The sequence below is a fragment of the Pseudomonas sp. UYIF39 genome (assembly GCF_029963765.1).
GTDB lineage: Bacteria > Pseudomonadota > Gammaproteobacteria > Pseudomonadales > Pseudomonadaceae > Aquipseudomonas.
The window spans coordinates 135847-162572 of the sequence record NZ_JALBYU010000012.1 but is presented as its reverse complement, the minus strand read 5'-3'; the positions used below and the strand labels follow the sequence as shown (position 1 = coordinate 162572).

At 58.9% G+C, this 26726-nt stretch carries 22 protein-coding genes; 20 read left to right on the top strand and 2 right to left on the bottom strand.

The window, feature by feature from the left end; all coding sequences use genetic code 11:
- Positions 1 to 13: 13 nt before the first annotated feature.
- The 6 genes from tssI to MO767_RS18015 all read left to right on the top strand — a co-directional run bounded on the left by tssI (position 14) and on the right by MO767_RS18015 (position 7946).
- A complete protein-coding gene (gene tssI, locus MO767_RS18040) occupies positions 14 to 2107 on the top strand; it encodes a type VI secretion system tip protein VgrG (protein WP_282481596.1) in 2094 nt (697 codons plus the stop codon).
- Entirely contained in the window at positions 2104 to 2670 is a 567-nt protein-coding gene (locus MO767_RS18035) for a DUF4123 domain-containing protein (RefSeq protein WP_282481595.1), read from the top strand. Before tssI ends, MO767_RS18035 begins: the two co-directional genes overlap by 4 nt.
- On the top strand, positions 2667 to 5360 hold the full coding sequence (locus MO767_RS18030; RefSeq protein WP_282481594.1) for a toxin VasX: 2694 nt from the start codon (positions 2667 to 2669) through the stop codon (positions 5358 to 5360). The genes MO767_RS18035 and MO767_RS18030 overlap by 4 nt, the downstream gene beginning before the upstream one ends.
- Positions 5351 to 6304, top strand: coding sequence for a hypothetical protein (locus MO767_RS18025; RefSeq protein WP_282481593.1), 954 nt, complete (start codon positions 5351 to 5353; stop codon positions 6302 to 6304). Before MO767_RS18030 ends, MO767_RS18025 begins: the two co-directional genes overlap by 10 nt.
- A gap of 55 nt (positions 6305 to 6359) precedes the next feature.
- Positions 6360 to 7322, top strand: coding sequence for a hypothetical protein (locus MO767_RS18020; protein ID WP_282481592.1), 963 nt, complete (start codon positions 6360 to 6362; stop codon positions 7320 to 7322).
- A 354-nt stretch (positions 7323 to 7676) separates the two neighbouring features.
- Complete coding sequence (locus MO767_RS18015) at positions 7677 to 7946, top strand: hypothetical protein (protein WP_282481591.1); 270 nt, start codon at positions 7677 to 7679, stop codon at positions 7944 to 7946.
- Positions 7947 to 8103: 157 nt separating this feature from the next.
- Here MO767_RS18015 and rsgA read toward each other — a convergent pair whose 3' ends face one another.
- Complete coding sequence (gene rsgA / locus MO767_RS18010) at positions 8104 to 9135, bottom strand: small ribosomal subunit biogenesis GTPase RsgA (RefSeq protein ID WP_008153263.1); 1032 nt, start codon at positions 9133 to 9135, stop codon at positions 8104 to 8106.
- 107 nt (positions 9136 to 9242) lie between these two features.
- Here rsgA and orn point away from each other — a divergent pair, with 107 nt between their 5' ends.
- Together orn and MO767_RS18000 are read left to right on the top strand one after the other, a co-directional pair.
- On the top strand, positions 9243 to 9785 hold the full coding sequence (orn, locus tag MO767_RS18005; RefSeq protein WP_282481590.1) for an oligoribonuclease: 543 nt from the start codon (positions 9243 to 9245) through the stop codon (positions 9783 to 9785).
- 92 nt (positions 9786 to 9877) lie between these two features.
- The gene (locus tag MO767_RS18000) at positions 9878 to 10489 is read left to right on the top strand and encodes a trimeric intracellular cation channel family protein (RefSeq protein WP_008153267.1); all 612 of its coding nucleotides are present in this window, start codon (positions 9878 to 9880) and stop codon (positions 10487 to 10489) included.
- 107 nt (positions 10490 to 10596) lie between these two features.
- On the opposite strand, the gene queG is transcribed toward MO767_RS18000, so the two are convergent.
- Positions 10597 to 11661: a tRNA epoxyqueuosine(34) reductase QueG gene (gene queG, locus MO767_RS17995; RefSeq protein ID WP_282481589.1), complete on the bottom strand. Its 1065-nt coding sequence runs from the start codon at positions 11659 to 11661 to the stop codon at positions 10597 to 10599.
- A gap of 63 nt (positions 11662 to 11724) precedes the next feature.
- Between queG and MO767_RS17990 the strand changes: the two genes are divergently transcribed.
- The 12 genes from MO767_RS17990 to MO767_RS17935 all read left to right on the top strand — a co-directional run bounded on the left by MO767_RS17990 (position 11725) and on the right by MO767_RS17935 (position 26716).
- Positions 11725 to 13224 (top strand): NAD(P)H-hydrate dehydratase, encoded by a 1500-nt coding sequence (locus MO767_RS17990; protein WP_282481588.1) that lies wholly within the window; start codon positions 11725 to 11727, stop codon positions 13222 to 13224.
- Positions 13212 to 13682: a tRNA (adenosine(37)-N6)-threonylcarbamoyltransferase complex ATPase subunit type 1 TsaE gene (tsaE, locus tag MO767_RS17985; protein ID WP_282481587.1), complete on the top strand. Its 471-nt coding sequence runs from the start codon at positions 13212 to 13214 to the stop codon at positions 13680 to 13682. The genes MO767_RS17990 and tsaE overlap by 13 nt, the downstream gene beginning before the upstream one ends.
- On the top strand, positions 13683 to 15110 hold the full coding sequence (locus MO767_RS17980) for an N-acetylmuramoyl-L-alanine amidase (protein ID WP_282481586.1): 1428 nt from the start codon (positions 13683 to 13685) through the stop codon (positions 15108 to 15110). It begins immediately after the preceding gene.
- Between the two features lie 8 nt (positions 15111 to 15118).
- The gene (gene mutL, locus MO767_RS17975; RefSeq protein ID WP_282481605.1) at positions 15119 to 17017 is read left to right on the top strand and encodes a DNA mismatch repair endonuclease MutL; all 1899 of its coding nucleotides are present in this window, start codon (positions 15119 to 15121) and stop codon (positions 17015 to 17017) included.
- Positions 17017 to 17988, top strand: coding sequence for a tRNA (adenosine(37)-N6)-dimethylallyltransferase MiaA (miaA, locus tag MO767_RS17970; protein WP_282481585.1), 972 nt, complete (start codon positions 17017 to 17019; stop codon positions 17986 to 17988). Before mutL ends, miaA begins: the two co-directional genes overlap by 1 nt.
- A 94-nt stretch (positions 17989 to 18082) precedes the next feature.
- Entirely contained in the window at positions 18083 to 18343 is a 261-nt protein-coding gene (hfq, locus tag MO767_RS17965) for an RNA chaperone Hfq (RefSeq protein ID WP_030128332.1), read from the top strand.
- A gap of 12 nt (positions 18344 to 18355) precedes the next feature.
- Positions 18356 to 19657 carry a ribosome rescue GTPase HflX gene (gene hflX, locus MO767_RS17960; RefSeq protein WP_149630036.1) on the top strand — a complete coding sequence of 434 codons (1302 nt, stop codon included), beginning with the start codon at positions 18356 to 18358 and terminating at the stop codon, positions 19655 to 19657.
- A 96-nt stretch (positions 19658 to 19753) separates the two neighbouring features.
- Positions 19754 to 20923 (top strand): FtsH protease activity modulator HflK, encoded by a 1170-nt coding sequence (gene hflK / locus MO767_RS17955; protein ID WP_149630035.1) that lies wholly within the window; start codon positions 19754 to 19756, stop codon positions 20921 to 20923.
- Positions 20923 to 21792, top strand: a complete 870-nt coding sequence (hflC, locus tag MO767_RS17950) for a protease modulator HflC (protein WP_282481584.1) — start codon at positions 20923 to 20925, stop codon at positions 21790 to 21792. Before hflK ends, hflC begins: the two co-directional genes overlap by 1 nt.
- 315 nt (positions 21793 to 22107) lie before the next feature.
- Positions 22108 to 23295, top strand: a complete 1188-nt coding sequence (locus MO767_RS17945; protein WP_282481583.1) for an ATP phosphoribosyltransferase regulatory subunit — start codon at positions 22108 to 22110, stop codon at positions 23293 to 23295.
- Between the two features lie 54 nt (positions 23296 to 23349).
- Positions 23350 to 24642 (top strand): adenylosuccinate synthase, encoded by a 1293-nt coding sequence (locus MO767_RS17940; RefSeq protein WP_010464193.1) that lies wholly within the window; start codon positions 23350 to 23352, stop codon positions 24640 to 24642.
- A 139-nt stretch (positions 24643 to 24781) separates the two neighbouring features.
- Positions 24782 to 26716, top strand: coding sequence for a methyl-accepting chemotaxis protein (locus tag MO767_RS17935; protein WP_282481582.1), 1935 nt, complete (start codon positions 24782 to 24784; stop codon positions 26714 to 26716).
- Positions 26717 to 26726 lie beyond the last annotated feature (10 nt).

Sequence of the window (26726 nt, the reverse complement as noted above, 5' to 3'; positions counted from 1 at the left end):
TAAGGATAAGCGTATGTTCGGATCGGCCAATACGGCGCACTTCGCGCTGCACATTCCCACTGTTCGTAACGATTTCAAAGTCCTCGCCTTTGACGGTGTTGAGGCCATCAGTGCTTTGTATGCGATCCAGGTTGAACTGGTCAGCGAAAATCCTGATTTCGATCTGGAGAGTCTGCTCAGCCAACCTGCATTCCTCCAGTTCGGTCTTAACGGCGAAGGCCTTCATGGCCATATCGAAGAGGTGTTCGTCGGTGAACCCGGTAAACGCCTGACCCGTTATCACCTGACCCTTGTACCGACGCTGCACTACTTGCAGTTCAGCTACGACCAACGGATTTTCCAGAACCTGACGGTGCCGCAAATTATTGCTCAGGTGCTCAAAGGTCACGGCATTCAGGCCGATGCGTTTGCGTTCCATGTCAGCACCAGCCCCGAGCGCGAATACTGCACGCAATATGGGGAAAGCGATTTCGAGCTAGTCCAGCGCCTGTGCGCCGAGGACGGCATCGCATGGCATCACCAGCATTCGGCAGACGGTCATGTGCTGGTGTTAACCGACGACCAGACCTGGTTCCCCAAACTGGGCGAAACCCCTTACCAACAAGACTCCGGCATGGTGGCGGACAACCCGGTCGTCAGCCAGTTTTCCACGGGTTTTCGCAGCCGAACCAGCACGACAACGCGTCGGCACTACGACTTTCAACGCCCGAGTCTGTTGCTGGAAAGCCGCTTCACTGCCGAGTTCAGCCCTGAGCTCGAAGACTATCGCTACCCCGCATTGATCGAGAACGAAAAACGCGGCAAACAACTCGCTCGCCAGGCCTTGGAGCGTCACCGTGCCGATTACCAGTTGGTCGAGGGCAACAGCGATCAGCCGACTCTGCGCTGCGGTCACTTGTTCGACTTGACAGAGCATCCGCGCGAAGGCTGCAACGATTTGTGGTTATTGCTCAACGTGACACACGCTGGAAAACAGCCTCAGTCACTGGAAGAGGCCATCACCAGCGACGTCAAACCTGAAGACGGCTTTACCCAGGGCTATCGCAACAGCTTCAGCGTCATTCCGTGGGACGTGTTTTACCGGCCGCCGATGCGTACAAGAAAAACGCTGCTGGTCAGCCAGACTGCCCGTGTGACCGGACCGGTCGGCGAGGAGATCTATTGCGATGAGTATGGTCGCGTCAAAGTCGAATTTCATTGGGACAGGGCCGAACTCAACAGTGAAAAAAGCAGTTGCTGGCTGCGGGTATCGACCAACTGGGCAGGTAAAAATTTTGGCGCGGTGACCATTCCGCGTATCGGCATGGAAGTCGCCGTCACTTTTCTGGACGGCAATCCCGATAATCCGCTCATTACCGGGTGCGTGCCGAACAAGGTCAATGCGGTGCCATACCCCTTGCCCGAGCACAAAACCAAAACCGTATTGCGCAGCTACAGTTCCCCGAAAACAGGCGGTTACAACGAACTGTCGATTGAAGACCGCGCCGGGCAGGAAAAAATCTACCTGCGCGCCGAACGCGACCTCGACCAACTGATCCTCAACGACAGCGACACCAAGATTGGCAACGACCGCCGCGAACAGATCACCCGCGACAGCCACAGCCTGATCGGTAACGACCGCTTTGAACAGGTGGACAACCACAGCACTAGCCTGATCAAGGGCGACGAATTGCACACCACCCAAGGTGCTCGCAACACAGTGATCGGCGGCAACGAGGTGATCTCTATCACCGGCAACAGCAGCACAACAGCGGATGGCACGCTCGTGATTCAGGCTGGACCGCACGCTCATGTCACTGCCGCCAATGTGGTGATAAAGGGTGACCAGAGCTTGACGTGGGAATGTGGCGGTCACCACATCATCATCAACGCAAGCGGGATATTCAGCAGCGTGGCCATTGTCGTGGGTGGTTCACCGCTAACTGGCCTACCCGGGCAGGCGGCACTGTCAGCAGCTCCCCAAGCCGCCGAAGCTGTGGTTATCGACACCCTTCCCATGGAAGCGCTACTCAAACAGAACATCGTCTTTCGTGAGGCCGATTCCGGCATTTGCCCGGTATGCACCGTCGCCCAGGAAACCCAGGAAGCACAGAGGGGTGAAGTATGACCCCGGTCGTCCCGAACAAAGGATTGCTCCTGCTTGATGGCGCCCAGTACGAAGGCGCTATCGATTGGCTTAACGAGCACTACGCCGCAGATTCTCCTCAGTCGCTATTCAAGGGGACCGCTTATGAGCCGATCAGCGCAGCAGGGCCTTTTCTGCTGAATGCCTCGATTGGCAGCGCAGCCTATGCCGCGTGGTGGGGCGGCAGCGACTTGCAACACGGTGTTTGGCTATCTTCTCCCCTGAGCATTCAGCAATTGCTCCCAATCCTGCAACGTCGCTTGCGCATTTTTGATGACTACCAGCGAGAGCTGTGGTTGCGCCTTGCGGATGGCTCGGTTCTGCGACGCGCCTGTTTGGCGGGAGCGCAATGGCCAGCAGGCTTTTGGTTTGGTGTGGAAAGCGTCTGGCTACGCCATGGCAACGCGCCAGTGTGCGCTTGGGAAAACGAAGCGCCGGAATTCGACTCAGCGCCGGCCAATAAAGGTCTGGCCGCGCAAATCACCCTGCCTGAGCCGCTTCTGCATGCACTGAGCCTTCCCGCCAACCCGGAGAAAAACGTATGAGTGCCCAGAATAAAATCCGCGTTGGAACCTGCCCGCTGTTCGCTGCCGTTTTGCCCCTGCGATACGCCCTCGGCCCAACCGCCGCTGTCGATACAGAGGCCTACGACTTGCCGACGTTGAGCGGCTCGTTTCCCGAGTTGGGGCCTCGTCATCCTGACTTGACCAGGCATGCGCTCAATTACACCTCGCGTTTATTGCGCGACGGTTGGCTCTACGTCTGGGAGAGCAGCCCACCCAAGCTGGTGGAGTATCAGGTCGAAAAAGCTCAGCTCACCGAAACCCCGCGTGCGGGCAGGGTAATCGACACCCGGGTCAAACCCCATCTTGTGTTAAGAGCTGGCGACCCTGCCGGATTGGTCTGGTCGCCCGTTCGCTGGAGTGAGGCGCAATACCAGGCTGCCAAAACAGACCCCGCTGTGCGTCAGCGCATCATGCGCAGTTTTGTTCCGGGTGTTGCGCCGTTCAGCGGCAAGGTTGACACCGTCGCCAAGCAGATTGGCGAATACAACGATGCAACGAGCTATGGCTGGAGCGCGGAACCCGAGACGGAGCACGCACCCGACTGGTTGAAAGTGCTCAAACAGATGGGGCGTTGCGAACAGCAGACCTTCGCCGTCATAGATGATGCATGGGGCGTGCTGCTCGACCTCGCCGCATTGATGCGTGTCCGTAAAGAAGCATTCGACAGTTACCAGGAACATCACGCTGAAACGTGGGCGATGGCCAGTGTCATCAAGTCACTGAGCGAAGGCGACCGCCAACTGAAGGCACAGTTGCCGTCCATCACTCGCTATGACGAACTTCAGCGGGCGTGGAAAGATCAAGAAACCCAGAACGACCGGTATACCGCCGACACGCGGCGTCTGGCCCAACTCTGGGTGGCGTGGTTCAACACCCTGCAATTGGCTGGACCGTCGAGCATGGACACGGCTTGCGGCCATTTCGACATCACTCAGTCGATGGCGCGTGAGGCACTGGAATTGCATTTCGCCGAAGCCTGCCTGGGGCCGGCCAGCACCAGTGTCGGGGCCGAGGCCATTACCCTCAGTCTTGAAGGTGACAAGGCCGGTAAGCCATGGTTGCTTTGGGCATTGCTTGGGTTGCCGTCACGGCTGGGTGTTGGCGAAATCAAATACCTTGTGGACTTCAGTGATGTGGCCCGAGATAACCAGGCTGCTGTTCAAGAGGGCGCCAGCAAACTTGCCAGAGCCTTTGGTTATGCCGATGCGTTGAACAAAACCGCCGACAAACTGAAGCAACACAAACCGGCCTCAAGCATAGAGGCTCTATTTCTGTCCATTGCCCCGGTGGCTGGGCTGCAATTGCATCAGGGTGAAAGGGCCACCGGCACAGCCGGGTATTTGTACATGGCGGCAGCACTAGCCCGCAGCGATCAGCGCATCCAGACCTCGGGCGTCACACCGCGGCAGTTGGGCGAGTGGTATAGCGACTTGATGGGTACGCGCCAGACATTGCCTGCGCATTTGAGCGTCGCACCGCTGGCCAGCGGTGTGGCTGACGGTATCCCTTTCATGCATTTGGTCCCTGCCAGCACCAAGCTGCCACCGTTGCCAGTGAATCTGGCTGCGAGTGTTGAATTGAGCAGTGTGTTTGATTTGAAAAGTGCGCTGAGCAAGGCGCCGATCAAGTCGATTGTGACGCTGGTGGCGGGGGTGAATTTTGTTTGGGCGACGGGTCAGCTTTCTGAGAAACAAACCGCCCAAAGCAGATTTGGTGCTGCCGGGGCTGTGTTTGGCGTTGGTGCAGCAGGGGCAGCTGTCGTTCAGCGAGTGGCAGAGGTTGATTGGGCTTCGGCAGTTCGCCAGAGTGGGAGGACTTCTATTCCAGCAAGGCTCATGCTGGTCAGAGCAATGGGCATTGCCGCGGTTGCTGCATCGTTACAGGCTGTTGTCCTTAGTTTTGATGTGGTGATCTACGGGATCGAAGCCTATGAGGCGTATCAGGCGGGCGACCTCGACACCATGGGGACGGATTTGGCTATCGTCAGCGTCGAGTCGGCCGGCATAGTGCTTTATGTAAAACTATTCCGGGCGTACCGTGCTGCACAAGCGGCTGTGATGGTGGGTGAAGCTGCGGCCATTGCAGGGGGGATGAATGTCGCACCGCATCTAGCCATAAAAATACTTGGCCTCACCGTGGTGATTGTCGCGGGAGTCATTACCCGACTCTATACAGCGGACTCGCCGCTGGAACAGTGGATAAAAAATAGCCATTTTGGTATCCGCCCGGACGACGTTTGGTCAAAGAGCTACACCCTCTCCATGGATAAGCTGTATCCCATTTTGTTTCCCATCAGCTTTGATGCTCGTCGGTTGTCAGAAATGCACCCTTATCAAGGGCAAGTTACTTCCACCTACCTGATGCTCAACCTGCCAGGGAAAAATGTATCGTTGACCGATGCGATGATTCACTTCAAGGGCATTGAAGTGTGGGGCGATACACTCGGCTACCATCCCGAGAAGATAAAAAAGGTCGAATGGACGGGCAAAGACTTTTCACTACATAGCGGCAGCCGCATTCCTGTACCAGTTGGCGTTACCCCTTATCGCCGTGTGTACCATGAGGACGGAGTACGGGACTTGAAGCGTATCGAGGGTGAGTTGATCTATTCCCCACAAGAAGGGCTGACGCTGCCAGCATTAAAAATCATGGAACTAGCATGGATATGAATACATCGGAGCAACCCCGAGGCAATGCTGCAACCACGATTATGCTTGAGGCGGACAAATCGACAGGTGAACAGCCGATGGAGTTGTTCATTACCGATGAACACACCGAGCAATACTTGGCGTTGCAAGCAGGCGGCGGTTCGGATCGAGGATTATGGACGGGGGTGTTAGGTGGAATTGGTGGCTGTGCGTCGGTAGGGCTTACCCTAATGCTGGCGATGCAAGGTGTTTTTGACTACATGATGCTTGGCCTTGGTCTGTCTTTGTTTGTGGTGCCCTTCCTTTGGGAGGTCCTGCGCCCTTTACCTCTGCCCATCCTGTTTAACCGCCGAACACGCGAAGTGTATTTCGACCATGAAGGCGACCTGTTCCACACTCCGTGGGATGGTATCTCGGCTGTAGCCAATGAGTTCCAACTGGTGGGCCCCCATATTGGTGGCATGCAAAGCGCCGCACTGGAAATTCGCGTGTGGAGTTTTGAAAAGCCGGATACGGCACTCATGATCAGCCTTGGTTCACCGTTCGGCAAATCACTGGCGATGCAAAAAGGGTTTTGGGAATACATCCGTGCCTACATGAACAACGGCCCTTGGTTCGACGAACACGGTAATCACAGCAAATCGGATGCTTTTGTAAAAAGTCAGTTGGCCGTGAAACCGAATATGAGCGGTTGGTTTAAGGACACTTTCAATGGCGTAAAAAAAACAAAAGCCGAAAATGCCGGAAAAAACTACTTGGGTGGTAGCGATGTAGTCATGCTCGTATTTACGTTTCTTTTTTATCCATGTTTTCGAATCCAGGAATTCACCTACAGCGTCGCCAAGCGCCGCTCCCGCAACTTGTGGCCGAAGGTTGTCAATGAGCGCCTGAAAGCCGGCGGTCCCACCACGCGACTTGTCGATCTGGAGCGTGATCGGGGTTGTCGCGTATCGAAGGAGAGTTGATCTTTCATCCGCTTGAAGGGCTGACGCTGCCAGCAGTAAAAATCATGGAACGAGCATGGATATGAATACGCCCGAACAGCTCCGGTACAGCGCTAAACCCACGGTCATGCTTGAAGCGGACAAGCCCGCGGGTGAACAGCCGATGGAGCTGTTTATTACCGATGAACACACCGAGCATTACTTGGCTTTGCAAGCAGGTGGCGACTCTTATCGAGGACTGATGACGGGCGTGTTGGGCGGTATTGGTGGGGTCGCAGGAATCGGGCTTGGACTTGTCAGTCTTATGCACAGCGGTGAAGCCGAGGGCCTTTTCATAATGCTTTCGATATGTACTCCGCTATTTGTTATGCCATTCCTATGGGAAACGCTACGCCCGCTACCGCTACCTATCCTGTTTAACCGCCGCACTCGCGAAGTGTACTTCGATCACGAAGGCGAACTATTCCACACTCCATGGGATGGCATTTCAGCCGTGGCTAATGAATTTCAACTAGTTGGCACTCACATTGGTGGCATGCAAAGCGCATCGCTGGAAATTCGCGTGTACAGATTCGAAAAACCGGAAACGGCGTTGATGGTGAGCCTCGGTGCGCACTTCGGTAAATCACTGGCGATGCAAAAAGGCTTTTGGGAGTACATCCGTTCCTACATGAACAATGGCCCCTATTTCGATGAACACGGTAACCACAGTGAGTCGGATGCATTTGTAAAAAGTCAGTTATCCGTTCGGCCCAGAATGAGCGACAGCTTCAAGCAGACACTGGAACGGATAAAACAGGCAAAGCAAGAGAGCGGAGGTAAGAACTATTTACGCAGTAACGATGTTCTGGGCTTGGTACTCGATCTCTGCTTCTACCCCACCTGTCGCGTTCAAGAACTCACCTATCGCATCGCCAAACGCCGCTCCCGCAACCTGTGGCCAAAGATTGTCACTGACCGCCTTCAAGCCAATGGCCCTACCACTCGGCTTGTCGATCTGGAACACGAGCAGGGTTATGGCGTATCGAAAGAAGGTTGATCTATCCCCCGCGAGCGGTAAAAAATCGAAGAAAGAGGCATTTCTGAGAAAGGTGTAGGACGTCTCCGAGACGTATAAACCGGGTTTTTCTTCGCTTAAGGCTCACCTATAGTTTGTCCGTCGCCGACGAATCGGTGACGGACCTTAGCCGGTCGTTTGAGAGGAATGCACGAGCGCCCGTATAATCGCGGCGCAATTTGCTGCCTGACATATCTGTCTATGGTGGCTGTGCGTGGGACACCTTCGGGTGTGCCGGGTTCCTCTGACCGGTCGGCTAACCCACGTACAGCTGCCACTCCATTCGATTAGCCGCGAAAAGGGTGGGAGTTTCATCTTTCAGAAGGAATTCATACCATGTCCAGATACCACCCGCTCCAAGGCAACTTCAGCGTCGGCCCGACGCTGTACATCGACACCGAAGCCCGCGCTTCCGATCTTCTTGAAACCGCCGTCCACCGACTCAAAGCCGCACGTAACCTGCTCAACAGCGTCACCTGCCTGTGCGTCAAAGACGCCGAAGGTCACGACCTGGAGCATTTCGCCAACGCTGCGCACATGTTGATTCAGGATGGCTGTGACGCCTTGGACGCTCTGGGCTGGAAGCTGGAAAAAGCAGGATCCTGAAACCAAAAAAAGCCGCGAGATGATCGCGGCTTTTTTGTTGATCACTGAAACCCTGTGGGAGCGGGCTTGCTCGCGAAGGGGCTATCAGCTTCAACATCAATGTTGGCTGACATACCGCTTTCGCGAGCAAGCTCGCTCCCACAGGTTTCGTACCGGCTTAGTAACTGGTCTCCGGCAAACTGGCGATGATCGAACGGTAGCTGTTCATCCGTTGCTGCTGCACGCGGCCTTCTTCCAGGGCCTTGAGCAACGCGCAACCCGGCTCGCGGTCGTGCTTGCAGTCGCGGAAGCGGCAGGTGCCGATCAGGTCGTTGAACTCGATGAAGCCGGCTTCGACGTCGGCACGGCTGACGTGGCCCAGGCCGAATTCACGGATACCCGGGGAGTCGATCAACTCACCGCCACCGGGGAAGTGGAACAACCGCGCGGTAGTGGTGGTGTGAGTGCCCTGGCCGGACAGCTCGGACAGCGGGCCGACACGGGCTTCGACTTCAGGCAGCAGGCTGTTGACCAGCGAAGACTTGCCGACGCCGGACTGGCCGACGAACACGCTGATGCGACCGTCGAGCTGCTCCTGCAATTGCTCCATGCCGTTGCCGTGGTGCGCCGAGACTTCCAGCACCGGGTAACCCAGCGTGCGGTAAACCGCCAGCAAGGCATTCAACGCCGGGGCGTTCTGCTCGTCGATCAGGTCGAACTTGTTGAGCAGCAGCAACGGCCGGATGCCGGCGTGCTCTGCCGCAACCAGATAACGGTCGATCAAGTTGGCGTGAGGCTCGGGCAGTGGCGCGAAGACGATGACGATCATGTCGACGTTGGCCGCTACAGGCTTGAGCTGGCCCCGGCTGTCCGGACGGCAGAGTTCGGTTTTGCGCGGCAGTTGCGCCACGATCACGCCGATGCCCTGGTTGCCGGCACGCCAGACCACCTGATCGCCGGTCACCAGCGCCGGCAGGTTGGCGCGCAAGTGACAGCGGAACACCTGGCCGGCCAAATCGCCATCGAGGGCTTCGACTTCGACCTGCACACCGAAGTGCGCGATCACCAGGCCGGTCTGTTCCGGACCCAGGTCGCCACCCTCAAGTGCCTCGACAGCCGAGGACTCGCGTTTGGCGGCGCGGGCAGCGCGTTCGCCCTGAATCTTTTCGATGCGCCAGTTTTGACGACGATTGAGTTGGCGTTTGGCCATGGGTGTTCCGTATCAAGAATGCAGCGATTAGGTAAAACGGCCGCGAGTTTAGCACGCCCGGCCACCGGCCTAGGCTAAACTGCGCAGCATTGCCTAGGAGCCGACACATGCAAAACCCGCAGAATCTGATCTGGATCGACCTGGAAATGACCGGTCTGAACCCTGATGCCGACGTCATCATCGAAATGGCCACCATCGTCACCGACAGTGATCTGAACACCTTGGCCGAAGGTCCGGTGATCGCTATCCACCACAGCGACGAAATTCTCGCCGGCATGGACGAGTGGAATACCCGTCAACACGGCGGCTCCGGGTTGACCCAACGGGTTCGCGACAGCCGCATCAGCATGGCCGAAGCTGAAGCCGAAACCATCGCCTTCCTGGAGAAATGGGTGCCGAAGGGCAAATCGCCGATCTGTGGCAACAGCATCTGCCAGGACCGTCGCTTCCTTTATACCCACATGAAATCCCTGGAAAGCTTCTTCCACTACCGCAACCTCGACGTCTCGACGCTTAAAGAGTTGGCCGCGCGCTGGGCGCCGGACGTGCGCGATAGCTTCAAAAAGGGCAGCACTCACCTGGCCCTGGACGACATCCGCGAATCGATCGCCGAGCTGCAGCACTACCGCAAGCATTTCATCAAGTTCTGATGGAATTGAGGGCTGCACGGAATGTGCAATGCCCTCTTTTGGTGCCGTCCCTAAATGGCTAGACTGCGCGCCTTCCTGCAAGGACCGCCACCATGTTGCTGATGCTTTACCTGATCGCCATTACCGCCGAAGCCATGACCGGTGCCTTGTCGGCCGGCCGTCGCGGGATGGATTGGTTTGGCGTGGTGCTGATTGCCTGCGTCACGGCATTGGGTGGGGGTTCGGTGCGAGACGTGCTGCTCGGTCACTACCCGCTGACGTGGGTCAAACACCCGGAGTACCTGGTGCTGACCTCGGTCGCCGCGATGTTCACCGTCTTCGCCGCGCGCTGGATGCGCCACCTGCGCTCGCTGTTTCTGGTGCTCGACGCCGTAGGTCTGGTGGCGTTCACCCTGATCGGCTGCATGACCGCCCTCGAAATGGGCCATGGCATGCTGGTGGCCTCGGTCAGCGGCGTGATCACCGGGGTTTTTGGCGGCATCCTGCGCGACATCTTCTGCAACGACATCCCGCTGATCTTCCGCCGCGAACTCTACGCCAGCGTCTCGTTTGCTGCGGCGTGGTGCTACATGCTCTGCATCTATCTGCAACTGCCCGGCGAACAGGCGATTCTGATCACCTTGTTTGGTGGCTTCCTGCTGCGGTTGCTGGCGATCCGGTTTCATTGGGAAATGCCAAAGTTTGTTTATAACGACGAAGCGTGAGTTACGCACGGCCCCTGTAGCAGCTGCCGAAGGCTGCGTTCGGCTGCGCAGCAGTCGTAATCTTGCAAAGCGATTCCTTCGGCTTCGAACGCAGCCTTCGGCAGCGGCTACAGAAGTCCGTGTTGTTTCAGGGCCCACTCCACATGCTCCCGCACCAACTCCGACGGATAGTCGCGACGAGCCTTCAGCGCTTCCAGTACCGGAATGCTCGACGGGGCATTGCCCAAACCCACCGCCAAATTACGCAGCCAACGTTCATAACCTGCTCGGCGTAACGGCGAACCTTCGGTGCTGCTGAGGAACTTGTCCTCGTCCCACATGAACAGTTCGGCCAGTTCAGCGTTGTCCAGGTTGTGCCGTGGCTTGAAGTCGCTTTCGCCGGACGGACGGGCGAAGCGGTTCCAGGGACAAACAATCTGGCAGTCATCGCAACCGAACACCCGATTGCCGATCAGTGGCCGCAAATCTTCCGGGATCGCGCTTTTCAGTTCGATGGTCAGGTAGGAGATGCAGCGTCGGGCATCCAGCACGTACGGCCCGACGAAGGCGTTGGTTGGGCAAATGTCGAGGCACGCGGTGCAGCGGCCGCAATGTTCGGTAGCGTGAGGTGGGTCGACGGGCAGCGGCAGGTCGACGAACAGTTCGCTGAGGAAGAAGTAACTGCCCGCCTTGCGATTCAAGACCAGGGTGTTTTTGCCGATCCATCCAAGACCGGCCTGTTCCGCGATGGCTTTTTCCAGCACCGGCGCGCTGTCGACGAAGGCGCGGAAACCAAACGGGCCGATTTCGGCCTGAATTTTATCGGCCAGTTGTTGCACGCGTTTACGGATCAATTTGTGGTAATCGCGGCCCAAGGCATAACGTGAGACGTAGGCTTTTTCCGGTTGTGCCAGACGTTTGGCCATTTCGGTGTCGCCCGGCAGGTAGTCCATGCGTAGGGAAACCACCCGAAGTGTGCCGGGCACCAGCTCTTCCGGGTGTGAGCGTTTGCTGCCGTGGGCGCCCATGTAGTCCATTTCGCCGTGGTAGCCGGCCGCGAGCCAGCGCTCCAGGTGCTGCTCATGCTCGGCCAGGTCGAGGCCGCTGATGCCAACTTGCTGAAAGCCCAGCTCGCGGCCCCAGTCCTTGATGGATTGGGCGAGGGCGGGCAGGTCTGTGGTAATTGCGGGCATGAGGCGAGAGAAACCGGAGCTGAGATGCGTATAATTCTGCCAGACATCGGAGCCCGTAGACGCATGCCGCACACTAAAGATGATTTACCCGACGCGCTGTATAGCGCCGCGCAAGTGCGAGCCCTCGACGCGAGCCTGATTGCGGCCGGTACACCGGGTTTCGAATTGATGCAGCGCGCGGCGCGGGCGACCTGGCGTGCGCTGGTCCGTCATTGGCCGTCGGCGAACGAATTGAGTGTTGTGGCCGGCCACGGCAATAACGCCGGCGACGGTTATCTGGTGGCCGTGCTGGCCCGACGTGCCGGCTGGCATGTGCGGGTGTTGGCGGCCGGTGATCCCAAGCGTTTACAAGGTGACGCGGCATTGGCCCATGCCGAGGCTGTGTCCGAAGGTGTCGCAGTTCAAGCCTGGAGCGCACAGTCCGAGTTGCGCGGTGTTGTATTGGACGCCTTGCTCGGCACTGGTTTGACGGGAGAGGTGCGAGAACCCTACGCGGGCGCCATCGCGGCGATCAACGGTAGCGGCCTGCCGGTTGCGGCGGTGGATATCCCTTCGGGGCTGTGCGCTGATACCGGCCGAATACTCGGCGCGGCGGTGCGGGCTGACCTGACCGTGACGTTCATCGGCCTGAAACTGGGTCTGTTCACCGGCGATGCTGCAGACGTGGTCGGCGCGTTGGTGTTCAACGATCTGCAAGCCTCCCCCGAGTCGTTTAACGGAGTCGCCATCAGCGCACGTCGCCTGACGGCCAGTTCCTTGCCGCGTTTGGTGGGCCGGGCTCCAACCTCCCATAAAGGCAAATTCGGCCATGTATTGCTGATCGGCGGTGATCGCGGCTTTGGCGGCGCCATCCTGCTGAGTGCGCAAAGTGCCCTGCGCAGTGGTGCGGGTATGGTGTCCGTGGCGACGCGCAGTGAGCATGTTCCGGCCGCGCTGGCGAGAATCCCCGAAGCTATGGTGTTGGGAACTTCGTCGGCCAATCAGCTGATGGAACTGCTGCAAAAGGTTTCCGTGCTGGTTGTCGGTCCAGGCTTAGGTCAGGCTTCCTGGGGGCGCAGCCTTTTGTCGGCGGCTGCCAACGCGCCGCTGCCGCAAGTCTGGGACGCCGACGCATTGAATCTGCTGGCCACAGAGCACGTGAGCTTGCCCAGGGATTGTGTGATCACTCCGCATCTGGGCGAAGCGGCGCGCTTGTTGGGGATGAGCACTGCCCAAGTGCAGGCCGATCGCCCAGCGGCGGCTCACGCATTGAGCAAAAAATATACAGCTGTCGTGGTGCTAAAAGGCTCCGGCAGCCTGGTCGCCAGCCCGGATGGGCGCCTGGCGTTGTGTCATCAGGGGCACCCGGCCATGGCCACCGCCGGTTTGGGTGATGTGCTGGCCGGTCTGGTCGGCGCGTTGCTGGCTCAAGGCATGGAGGCGTTCGACGCCGCCTGCCTGGCCGTCTGGCTGCACGCCAATGCCGGTGCGCAAGAAGGTAAATCGGGCCGTGGGCTGGCGGCCAGTGATCTGATTCCAGCCATTCGTCTGTTGTTGGAGGAGCAAGCACCGTGTCTGAAGTAACCCTGTACCTGGCTGATGAAGAGGCGATGACCGCATTTGGCGCACGCATCGCGCAAACCACTGAAGGGCACGGTCTGATTTTTCTCGAGGGAGATCTGGGCGCGGGGAAAACCACGCTGTCCCGGGGCATCATCAGGGGGCTGGGGCATGAAGGGTCGGTAAAAAGCCCTACATTTACCTTGGTCGAACCCTACGAGATTGGTGACGTCCGGGCCTTCCATTTCGACCTCTATCGCTTGGTCGACCCCGAGGAGTTGGAGTACCTCGGCATCCGCGACTACTTTGAAGACGACGCGTTGTGCCTGATCGAGTGGCCCGAAAAGGGTGCAGGCTTTTTGCCAAAGCCCGACCTGACCATTACCATTGGCCCGCAAGACAGCGGGCGTTCGCTGAAAATTTTGTCCCAGAGCTCGCGTGGCGAGTTGTGGTGTGCCGCTTTGGCATTGGAAACCAATTAAATGATGGGGTTAGGTATGCGCTTTCGCGCGATGGTAGCTGCCGTAGGATTGTTGTTTTTGGCGGTGACCGTCGACGCTGTGGCCCAGACAAAGGTCAACAGCGTTCGCCTGTGGCGGGCTCCGGACAACACACGACTGGTGTTCGACCTGAGCGGTCCTGTCCAGCACAGTGTCTTTACCCTGACCGCCCCGGATCGGCTGGTCATCGACATCAATGGCGCGTCACTGGGGGCGCCGCTGAATGTGAATAGCTCGAACACTCCGATCACCGCCATGCGCTCGGCTCAACGTACGCCGACCGACCTGCGGGTGGTCATCGACCTGAAAAAAGCCGTGACGCCGAAAAGTTTTACCCTGGCGCCAAACGCCCAGTACGGCAATCGCCTGGTGGTCGACTTGTTCGATAACGCCGCCGACGCCGCGCCAATACCGACGCCGACGAATGTCGCGACGGTAGCGCCGGTACCGGTCACGCCGATAGATCCACCGGTCAAACTGCCGCCAGCCCCGGCCGGCAAGCGCGACATCATTGTGGTCATCGATGCCGGTCACGGCGGCGAAGACCCAGGCGCGTCAGGCTCTCGCGGTCAGCGCGAGAAAGACGTGGTGCTGGCCATCGCCCGCGAACTGCAGCGTCAGGTCAGTGGCATGAAAGGCTTCCGCGCCGAACTGACCCGCACCGGGGACTACTTCATCCCATTGCGCGGCCGTACCGAAATCGCCCGCAAGAAGGGCGCCGACCTGTTCGTCTCGATCCATGCCGACGCCGCGCCGTCTGCGGCAGCCTTCGGTGCGTCGGTTTTCGCTTTGTCCGATCGCGGCGCCACCTCGGAAACCGCCCGTTGGCTGGCCGACAGCGAAAACCGCTCCGACTTGATCGGTGGTGCTGGCAGCGTCAGCCTCGACGACAAGGACCGCATGCTGGCCGGTGTGCTGCTCGACCTATCGATGACCGCTTCCCTGACTTCGAGCCTGGACGTTGGCCAAAAGGTCTTGAGCAACATCAGCCGGGTCACGCCGTTGCACAAACAACGGGTGGAGCAGGCCGGGTTCATGGTGCTGAAATCGCCGGACATTCCGTCGATCCTGGTGGAAACCGGCTTCATCTCCAACTCCAACGAAGCCTCGAAACTGTCGGCGGCGAGTCACCAGCAGGCGCTGGCACGCTCGATCAGCGCCGGTGTTCGTCAGTTCTTCCAGCAGAATCCGCCACCGGGCACCTACATCGCCTGGCTGCGTGATTCCGGCAAAATCGTTCAAGGTCCACGTGACCATCGAGTGAGCCCGGGCGAGACGTTGGCGATGATCGCTGTGCGTTATCAGGTGTCCCCGGCCACCCTGCGCAGCGCCAACAACCTGCAGAGTGACGAGCTGAAAATCGGTCAGACCCTGACCATTCCCGGCACTGAACTGGCGGCCAAAGAATGAACCAGGTGCTGACCAACACGGCTCGCATCGAGCTGCTCAGCCCGCGACTGGCGAACCAGATTGCCGCCGGTGAGGTGGTTGAGCGTCCGGCTTCGGTGATCAAGGAGTTGCTGGAAAACAGCCTCGACTCCGGCGCCAAGCGTATCGATGTCGATGTGGAGCAGGGCGGCGTCAAGCTGCTGCGGGTGCGCGACGACGGCAGCGGTATTTCCGCCGATGACCTGCCGCTTGCCCTGGCGCGACACGCCACCAGCAAAATCCGCAACCTGGAAGACCTCGAGCAGGTCATGAGCCTGGGTTTTCGCGGTGAAGCCCTTGCGTCGATCAGCTCCGTGGCACGCCTGACCCTGACGTCCCGCACCAAAGATGCCGATCAGGCCTGGCAAGTCGAAACCGAAGGCCGGGACATGGCGCCTCGCGTGCAGCCAGCGGCCCATCCGGTGGGCACGTCGGTGGAGGTGCGCGACCTGTTCTTCAACACCCCGGCACGACGCAAGTTTCTCAAAACCGAAAAAACCGAATTCGATCACCTGCAAGAAGTGATCAAGCGTCTGGCCCTGGCGCGCTTCGACGTGGCGTTCCATCTGCGCCACAACGGCAAAACCATCCTCAGCCTGCATGAAGCCCATGACGACGCGGCCCGTGCCCGACGTGTGGCGGCGATTTGCGGTTCGGGTTTCCTCGAGCAGGCGCTGCCGATCGAGATCGAGCGCAATGGCCTGCATTTGTGGGGCTGGGTCGGCTTACCGACGTTCAACCGCAGCCAGGCAGACTTGCAGTATTTCTTTGTGAACGGCCGTGCCGTACGCGACAAACTGGTGGCCCACGCGGTGCGCCAGGCCTATCGCGACGTGCTGTTCAACGGTCGTCACCCGACGTTTGTGCTGTTTTTCGAAGTCGATCCGGCAGGCGTTGACGTCAACGTGCACCCGACCAAGCACGAAGTGCGCTTCCGTGACGGGCGCATGGTTCACGATTTCCTCTATGGCACCCTGCACCGCGCCTTGGGCGATGTGCGGCCGGAAGACCATTTGGCCGCGCCGGTGGCGACGGCCATCGTTCGACCGTCCGGCATTGATGCTGGCGAGTTCGGCCCGCAGGGCGAAATGCGTCTGGCGGCCAATGCGTTGCTGGAACAGCCTCAGGCCCAGCCGTCGTTCAATACGCCGGCAGGTTCGGGCGCTGGTGCCGGTTATCAATATCAGTACTCGCCGCGGCCTCAGTCCGGCGTGCCGGTTGCTGAGGCCCAGGCAGCTTATCGCGAGTTCTTTGCACCATTGCCAGAAGCCAACGCGGTAGCGCTGCCGGCCGGGCAGGACGATGTTCCGCCGCTGGGTTATGCACTGGCGCAGCTCAAAGGCATCTACATTCTTTCGGAAAACGCCCAAGGGCTGGTGTTGGTGGACATGCATGCCGCTCACGAGCGGATCATGTACGAACGCCTGAAAATCGCCATGGCCAGTGAAGGCCTGAGCGGTCAGCCGCTGCTGGTGCCGGAGTCCCTGGCCGTCAGTCAGCGTGAAGCCGATTGCGCCGAAGAACACGTCGCGTGGTTCCAGCGCCTGGGCTTTGAATTGCAACGTCTGGGCCCGGAATCCCTGGCTATCCGGCAGATTCCGGCCTTGCTCAAGCAAGCTGAAGCCAATCGATTGGTCAGTGACGTTCTGGCGGATCTGATGGAATATGGCACCAGCGATCGGATTCAGGCGCACCTGAACGAACTGCTCGGGACCATGGCCTGCCATGGCGCGATTCGTGCGAATCGGCGCCTGGCCCTGCCGGAAATGAACGGTCTGCTGCGCGATATGGAAAACACCGAACGCAGCGGTCAATGCAACCATGGCCGACCGACCTGGACCCAATTGGGCCTGGACGATCTGGACAAACTGTTCTTGCGCGGTCGGTGATGAACCAGCTCCCTCCTGCGATTTTCCTGATGGGGCCGACGGCCGCCGGCAAGACCGACCTGGCCATCGAACTCACCAAAGTCTTGCCTTGCGAGCTGATCAGCGTCGATTCGGCGTTGGTCTACCGTGGCATGGACATCGGCACCGCCAAGCCCTCCAAGGAGCTTTTGGCCGAATTCCCGCATCGTCTGATCGATATTCTCGACCCGGCAGAGAGCTATTCCGCCGCCGATTTTCGTCGTGATGCGCTTGAGGCGATGGCCGAGATCACTTCGCGAGGCAAAATCCCGCTGCTTGTAGGCGGCACGATGCTCTACTACAAGGCTTTGGTCGAAGGACTGGCAGAAATGCCGGCGGCCGATCCCGAGGTTCGTGCGCAGATCGAAGAAGAAGCTGCACGCCTTGGCTGGCAAGCCTTGCACGAGCAATTGGCAGTCATCGATCCGGAATCCGCCGCGCGTATTCATCCGAACGATCCGCAGCGACTCAGTCGTGCGCTGGAAGTTTATCGCGTCAGCGGTCAGAGCATGACTGCACTAAGGTTGCGACAATCTGCGCAAAGTACTGAAGCAGCCGCTTCGGGACTGCAACAATTGCCCTATACTGTCGCGAACTTGGCCATTGCTCCGGCAAATCGCCAGGTATTGCACGAGCGAATTAAACAAAGATTCACGAATATGTTGGAACAGGGATTCATTGACGAGGTCGTAGCCCTGCGTAAGCGAAGTGACCTGCATGCCGGGTTGCCGTCTATACGTGCAGTAGGCTACCGACAAGTCTGGGACTACCTGGATGGCAAGCTGACGCAAGCCGAGATGCAGGAGCGTGGAATCATTGCCACGCGCCAATTGGCGAAGCGCCAGTTCACCTGGCTGCGCAGTTGGGCTGATTTACACTGGTTGGACAGCCTCGATTGCGACAATCTGCCGCGCGCCTTGAAATACCTGGGGACCATCTCCATATTGAGCTGAGTCCTTGCAATTGCCGTCTATCCTTGGGGGTGTGACGGCCACAAGCCATCTGTTTACCTATTTTTTATATTGAATCCTTAAAGGAGTGCGGCACATGTCAAAAGGGCATTCGCTACAAGACCCTTACTTGAATACTTTACGTAAAGAGAAAGTGGGGGTTTCCATCTACCTGGTCAACGGGATCAAACTGCAAGGTACGATCGAGTCTTTCGACCAGTTCGTTATCCTGCTGAAAAACACCGTCAGCCAGATGGTTTACAAACACGCTATCTCTACAGTGGTGCCGGTTCGTCCAATTCGTCTGCCTAGCGCAACCGAATCCGAAACAGGTGACGCTGAGCCAGGTAACGCCTGATAGGAGTCTCCTTTGTTCTTTGAGCGCCACGGTGGTGGTGAGCGAGTAATCCTCGTTCACTTGGATGGACAGGACCCTGAGGCGCGCGAAGATCCGCAGGAGTTTCAGGAATTGGCTAATTCGGCTGGCGCCGAGACCGTTGCGTTTTTTAACGTGCCGCGTCATCGGCCAACCGCCAAATTCCTGATCGGTAGTGGCAAGGTCGAGGAGTTACGCGACCTGGTTCATGCCGAAAAGGCAGATCTGGTGATCTTCAATCACATCCTCACGCCCAGTCAGGAACGTAACCTCGAACGTGTTTTCGAGTGTCGCGTGATCGACCGCACCGGTCTGATTCTCGATATTTTCGCCCAACGCGCCCGTACCCATGAAGGCAAGCTCCAGGTAGAACTGGCCCAGCTTGACCACATGAGCACCCGGCTGGTTCGCGGCTGGACCCACCTTGAGCGTCAAGGTGGCGGTATCGGTATGCGTGGCCCGGGCGAAACCCAGTTGGAAACCGACCGCCGTTTGCTGCGGGTTCGCCTGCGACAGATCAAGGGCCGGCTGGAAAAAGTGCGCAGTCAGCGCGAGCAGTCGCGACGCGGCCGTTCGCGTGCGGATATTCCTACCGTGTCCCTGGTGGGGTATACCAACGCCGGCAAATCCACGCTCTTCAACAACGTGACGAAATCCGACGTGTACGCGGCTGACCAGTTGTTCGCCACGCTGGACCCGACCTTGCGCCGTTTGGAGCTCGACGACCTGGGGCCGATTGTTCTGGCCGACACGGTGGGTTTCATACGCCACTTGCCCCACAAACTGGTCGAGGCATTTCGGTCTACGCTCGAAGAGTCGAGCAACTCAGACCTGCTGTTGCACGTGATCGATGCGGCCGAACCGGATCGCATGTTGCAGATCGAGCAGGTGATGGTGGTGCTGGGCGAGATCGGAGCCCAGGACTTGCCGATCCTCGAGGTCTATAACAAACTCGATTTGCTTGAAGGCGTTGAGCCACAAATCCAGCGCGACGAAAACGGCAAGCCCCAACGGGTCTGGCTGTCGGCGCGTGATGGAAGTGGTCTGGAATTGCTTGAGCAAGCCATTTCCGAGTTGCTGGGCGGTGATTTGTTTGTTGGCACCTTGCGCTTGCCGCAACGTTTTGCTCGACTGCGTGCGCAGTTTTTCGAACTCGGTGCGGTGCAGAAAGAAGAACACGACGAAGAAGGCATCAGCCTGCTGGCCGTTCGCTTGCCGCGGGTCGAGTTGAATCGACTGGTGAGCCGCGAAGGTCTGCAGCCGATGGAGTTCATCGAGCAACACACTTTGCAATAAAAGCCTGGAAAAGCGGTTGTGCCGTGGTGACAGGCATTCTGTAGCATTGGTCGGCGCGCCGTGGGTGCGTCTTTGCTTTATCAGATGGAGAGCGCTATGGCTTGGAATGAGCCGGGTGGCAACTCGAATAATCAGGATCCTTGGGGTGGCAAACGCCGCAATAACGGCGACCGCAAGGGACCACCGGATCTCGACGAGGCCTTCCGAAAGCTGCAGGAAAGCCTGAACGGGTTGTTCGGTGGTGGTAAGAAACGCGGTGATGACGGTGGCGGTTCGGGCAGGAGTGGCGGCTTCGGCGGTCTGCTCGGCATCGGCCTGGTCGTGTTGGCGGCCGTGTGGCTGTACAGCGCGGTCTATGTAGTCGACGAGCAGGAGCAGGCCGTGGTGCTGCGCTTCGGCAAGTACTACGAAACCGTCGGCCCGGGCCTGAACATCTATTTCCCTCCGATCGATCGCAAGTACCTGGAAAACGTCACGCGTGAGCGTGCCTATACCAAGCAGGGTCAAATGCTGACTGAAGACGAGAACATCGTCGAAGTGCCGCTGACCGTGCAGTACAAGATCAGCAACCTGCAAGACTTCGTGCTGAGCGTTGATCAGCCGGAAATCAGCCTGCAGCACGCGACCGAAAGTGCCTTGCGCCATGTGGTGGGTTCCACCGCTATGGATCAGGTGCTGACCGAAGGTCGTGAATTGATGGCCAGCGAAATCAAGGAGCGTCTGCAACGCTTCATGGATACCTATCGCACCGGTATCACCGTCACCCAGGTCAACGTACAGAGCGCAGCCGCACCGCGTGAAGTGCAGGAAGCCTTCGATGACGTGATCCGCGCCCGTGAAGACGAGCAGCGTTCGCGTAACCAGGCTGAAACCTACGCCAACGGCGTCGTGCCGGAAGCCCGTGGTCAGGCCCAGCGCATCATCGAAGATGCCAATGGTTACCGTGACGAAACCGTCTCGCGCGCCAAGGGTGAGGCTGATCGCTTCACCAAGCTGGTGAGCGAGTATCGCAAGGCACCTGAAGTGACCCGTCAGCGTCTGTACCTGGACACCATGCAGGAAGTCTTCAGCAACACCAGCAAGGTTCTCGTGACCGGCAACAAGAATGGCCAGAGCAATCTGCTGTACTTGCCGCTGGACAAGATGGTCGAAAGCGGTCGCAACACCAGCACTGCGGTGACCGGCGCGGCAGCCAACAGCAATGAAGCGAATGTGCGTGCAGTCGATCTGCAGCAACAGCAAGCACGTACCAGGGAGAGTCGCTGATGAGCAATAAATCGCTGATCGCCCTTATTGTCGGCGTCGTCGTGGCGATCGCTGCCTGGAACTGCTTCTACATCGTGGCTCAGACCGAGCGCGCGGTGTTACTGCAGTTTGGTCGTGTGGTCCAGGCTGATGTTCAGCCGGGCCTGCATGTGAAAGTGCCTTACGTCAACCAGGTGCGCAAGTTCGACGCACGCCTGATGACGCTGGATGCACCGACACAACGCTTCCTGACGCTGGAAAAGAAAGCCGTCATGGTCGATGCCTACGCCAAGTGGCGCGTGAAAGATGCCGAGCGCTTCTACACCGCGACTTCCGGCCTCAAGCAGATTGCTGACGAGCGTCTTTCCCGTCGTCTGGAGTCGGGCCTGCGTGACCAGTTCGGTAAGCGCACGCTGCACGAAGTGGTTTCCGGTGAGCGCGATGCGCTGATGACCGATATCACGGCTTCACTGAACAAGATGGCGGAAAAAGAGCTGGGCATCGAAGTTGTCGATGTTCGGGTCAAGGCTATCGATCTGCCGAAAGAAGTGAACCGCAGCGTGTTCGAACGCATGAGTTCCGAGCGTGAGCGTGAAGCTCGCGAGCACCGCGCCAAGGGTAACGAACTGTCAGAAGGCATTCGTGCCGATGCCGATCGTCAACGCCGCGTGTTGCTGGCTGAAGCCTATCGTGAATCTGAAGAGGTTCGCGGTGATGGTGATGCCCAGGCGGCTTCGATCTACTCCAAGGCCTACGGTCAGGATCAGGAGTTCTACGGTTTCTACCGTAGCCTGCGTGCCTACCGTGAAAGCTTCGCGAACAAATCCGACGTCATGGTCCTGGACCCAAGCAGCGACTTCTTCCGTTACCTGGAAAAAGCCAAGCCTTGATACGACGTTGACCTGAATCATCCCCCGCCTGGCGGCTAACGCCTCGGGCGGGGTGATCCTTTGGGAAAACGTGTGTATGATGCGGCAGCCGGGAAATTCCCGGCTTTTTTGCGTCTGCACGTTTGATTGCTGTTTTTATGCAGGCGTCCGAGTTGAATGACTCGACAGGTTTTTCGAGGAAAGTGGTTGGCGAAGCCGATTTCAGGCTTTTCGCCCCGTTGTTCATGCGCGTGGTTTGCGCGTGAGCCGATCATTTTCTGCTTCACTCAAGGCTCGCCCAAAGGCTTGCCGCCCGGATCATAGGGGAATGGCGTAATGGCAACGGTAGACCGCTGGCTGCTGCCAGATGGCATCGAAGAAGTACTGCCACCAGAAGCGGCGCGCATTGAAGTCGCGCGTCGTCAGGTGTTGGATCTGTTCCAGAGCTGGGGTTACGAGTTTGTCGTGACTCCCCATATCGAGTACCTGGAATCCCTGCTGACCGGCGCGGGCCAGGACCTCGATCTGCGTACCTTCAAGGTCATTGACCCGCAATCGGGCCGGCAGATGGGGTTCCGTGCCGACATCACGCCGCAAGTGGCGCGTATCGATGCGCACACCTTGCGTCGCGAAGGCCCGAGCCGTCTGTGCTATGCCGGTAGCGTGCTGCACGCTCAGCCGCGCGCCTTGTCATCCTCGCGCAGCCCGATCCAGCTGGGTGCCGAGTTGTACGGCGATGCCAGCCCGAGCAGCGACGTGGAAGTCATCAGCCTGATGTTGGCTATGCTGCAACTGGCCGATGTGCCGGATGTGCACATGGATCTCGGTCATGTTGGTATCTACCGTGGCCTGGCTCGCGCCGCCGGTTTGTCCGGTGAAGTCGAGCAACAGTTGTTCGACGCGTTGCAACGTAAAGCTATCGACGAGGTCATTACCTTGACCGAAGGCTTGCCTGCCGATCTGTCGGGCATGTTGCGGGCGCTGGTCGACCTGTGTGGCGGCCGTGAAGTATTGAACGCTGCCCGCGAGCGTCTGGCGAGTGCGCCGGCACCGGTACTGGCCGCTCTGGACGACTTGCTGGCGATTGCCGAACGTCTGTCCACGCGCTTCCCGGAGTTGCCGCTGTATTTCGACCTGGGCGAGTTGCGCGGTTATCACTACCACACTGGTGTGGTATTCGCGGTGTTCGTGCCGGGTGTTGGCCAGTCCATTGCTCAGGGCGGTCGTTACGACGACATCGGTGCCGACTTCGGTCGTGCCCGTCCGGCAACCGGCTTCTCTACCGATTTGAAAACCCTGGTGACCCTGGGGCGTGCTGAGATCGAGTTACCGTCTGGCGGTATCTGGATGCCTGACAGTACGGATGCGGCACTCTGGCAGCAGGTTTGTCAGTTGCGCAGTGAGGGTCAGCGTGTCGTTCAGGCATTGCCTGGGCAACCTTTGGCCGCCGCCCGTGAAGCGGACTGCGACCGGCAATTGATTCAGCAGAACGGGCTTTGGCAAGTATCGCCACTGGCTTCTTGAGTTTTCCTGCCGGCCGCGGCCGGCACCAAGTTTGCGCGAATGAGGACAAGTGTTATGGGTAAGAATGTCGTAGTCCTGGGCACCCAATGGGGTGATGAGGGCAAAGGCAAGATCGTTGATCTGCTGACCGAACATGCTGCCGCCGTAGTGCGCTACCAGGGTGGCCACAACGCTGGTCACACCCTGGTGATCGATGGCGAAAAAACCGTCTTGCACCTGATCCCGTCGGGCGTGCTGCGCGAAGGCGTGCAGTGCCTGATCGGCAACGGCGTGGTGGTTGCACCCGACGCTCTGCTGCGGGAAATCATCAAGCTGGAAGAGAAAGGCGTACCGGTGCGCGAGCGCCTGCGTATCAGCCCGTCCTGCCCGCTGATCCTGTCCTATCACGTAGCGCTGGACCAGGCCCGTGAAAAGGCCCGTGGCGAGCTGAAGATCGGTACTACCGGTCGCGGCATCGGCCCGGCGTACGAAGACAAGGTTGCACGTCGCGGCCTGCGCATCGGTGATCTGTTCCACCGCGAGCGTTTCGCCGCCAAGCTGGGTGAGTTGCTGGATTACCACAACTTCGTCCTGGTCAATTACTACAAAGAACCAGCCATCGACTTCCAAAAGACTCTTGATGAGTGCATGGAATACGCCGAGCTGCTGAAGCCGATGATGCTCGACGTCACCGCTGAGCTGCACGAACTGCGTCGCGCTGGCAAAGACATCATGTTCGAAGGCGCCCAAGGCTCCCTGCTGGACATCGACCACGGTACCTACCCGTACGTCACCAGCTCCAACACCACGGCGGGCGGCATCGCTACCGGTTCGGGTTTTGGTCCGATGTACCTGGATTACATCCTCGGCATCACCAAGGCCTACACCACTCGCGTCGGTTCGGGTCCGTTCCCGACTGAGCTGTTCGATGATGTGGGTGCTTTCCTGGCCAAGCGTGGCCATGAGTTCGGTGCTACGACCGGCCGTGCCCGTCGTTGCGGCTGGTTCGATGCTGTCATCCTGCGTCGCGCTATTGACGTCAACAGCATCTCGGGCCTGTGCCTGACCAAGCTGGACGTGCTGGACGGTCTGGAAACCATCAACATCTGCGTTGGCTACAAGAACCAGGATGGTGCAGTGATCGACGCACCGACTGACGCCGACAGCTACATCGGCCTGGAGCCGGTGTACGAAGAGATGCCAGGCTGGACCGAATCCACCGTCGGTGCCAAGACCCTGGAAGAGCTGCCACAGGCTGCACGCAACTACATCAAACGCGTCGAAGAGTTGGTCGGTGCACCGATCGACATTATTTCGACGGGTCCGGACCGCAACGAAACCATCGTTCTGCGTCACCCGTTCGCTTAATAAGTCGTTGATGTAAAACACAAAGGGTCCTTAATTGGACCCTTTGTCGTTTATGCCTGTTGGACGGCACGACCCTTGCTGTGATTATCGCTTCTGGCGTGCCATCAATTTAATGGCGTCAAAGCAGAGGGATAATCCCGTGTCAGCCATTCTCTCACTGTTACAAAGCCGTCTTCTGCGGCCGGTGTTCGTTACCCTTGGTATCGCCCTTTTGGTGCAAGTGCTTGTAGCTGTCGCCCTGACCCGGAGCACAGTGACCGCACTGGAAGCTGATTTAGGTGTTCGCTTGGGTGCCGACAGTCAAAAACTTTCTGGTGAGCTGGAGCAAGCGGGACGTGAGGTCACGTCGAGCCTCGACAGCCTGTCCACCAGTACCCGTCAGCGACTCACTGCCGGCCTGTCCTCGCGTCTGAAGGATGAGCAGTCGCAGTTGCGTACGACTCTGGAAAAAGACCTGAAGGACTCTGCCAATGATATGGCGCAGCTTTTGGCTTCGGTCGCACCCCGCGCCATGTGGGACAGTGACGTTCCAACGCTGTCTGAATTCGCCCGCCGGGCCCAGCGCAATCCCAACGTGCTGTTCGTGATCTATGACGACGCTACTGGCCAGCACCTGACGCGCTATCTGAGCCGCGAGAACCCGATCAACAAAGCGCTGTTGGAGAAAGGCCAGGGCGAGCGCGCATTGGACAAAGTGCTGGATGCGGCGAAGAACGATCCATCGGTCTACTACCTCGAAGCCTCAATCAGCCCCAATGGCGTGGAAATCGGTAAGGTCTTGATGGGCGTCTCCACCGCTTCCGTGGAAGTCGACCTGGCAGCCCTCGACAAGCGCTTTTCGGCGCTGATCGCCAGCAGTGATCAACTGGTCGGTGACAGCCTCAAAGGCGCGGCGGCTGATAGTGCAGCAGCGATGGGCGCGCGCCTGAAGTCGGCGCAATCCACGGCTTCAGAGATGCAGGCCAACACCACCAGCACCGTGCAGGAAGCGGCGGGCACCTTGCGCTGGCGCATCGGCATGGGCCTGGCGGTGGTGGGCTTCGGCGTGTTGCTGTTGCTGGCCGTGGTGCTGGGTCGTCGAGTGGTCAATCGCCTGAAATTGCTGATTGCGGCCATGGATGATTTGGCTGCGGGCGAGGGCGACCTGACCAAGCGCGTGCAGATCAACAGTAAGGACGAAATCGGCGACATGGCCTCGGCGGTCAATCGCTTTGTGGATAAGTTGCAGCCGATCGTGCGCGAAGCGGGCGATGTGGCTCAACGCACTGGCGTGGAAATCGGCGCCATGACTTTACGCAATGCCGGGGCCGATAAAGCGGCGGGCATGCAACGCGATGAAGTGGCCGAGAGCCTGCGTGCGTTGTCGCAAATGGCTGATGAAGCCCAGTCTGAAAGTCATGCCATGCAAGCAGCCTTGCAGCAAGTGGTGGATATTCGTTCGGCCACGGATGAAAACACGCGGACCTCGGCGAAAGTCGGCAGCCTGATCGAGGCGTTGGCCGGGCAGGTCGATACCGGGGCGAAAGTCATCGAGCGGCTGGCGCAGCAGAGTGAGCAGATTGAAGTAGTGCTGACGGTGATTCACGGGATCGCCGAGCAAACCAACCTGCTGGCCCTGAACGCGGCGATCGAAGCGGCGCGTGCGGGCGAGACCGGTCGCGGGTTTGCTGTGGTGGCCGATGAAGTGCGGGCGCTGGCGAGCAAGACACAGAGCTCTACCGGCGACATTCAGGCGCACATCGTTGCCTTGCAGCAAGGTGCGCGTGAGGCGGTGGCAGCGATCGGTCAGGCCGGGCGTCAGGCCAGCGAAGGATTGCTGGTATTGCGCGACAGTGCGCGGTTGCAGCAATCGGTGCAGGCGTCGGTCGAGCAGGTTCATGCGGCGATTGGTCTGGCAACGCAAGCCGCGGCGCATCAGGCGCAAGGCGCGCACGCGGTGCGCGGTCGGGTTGAGACCATTCATGCACAGGCTGAGAGAGCAGCTCAAGCGGTGGTAGAAACCACGGCCAGCGGCAAGGTGCTGGATGGATTGGCGGCGCAGTTGAAGGCGAGCCTGGGGCAGTTCCGGGCTTAAGATTTGTATT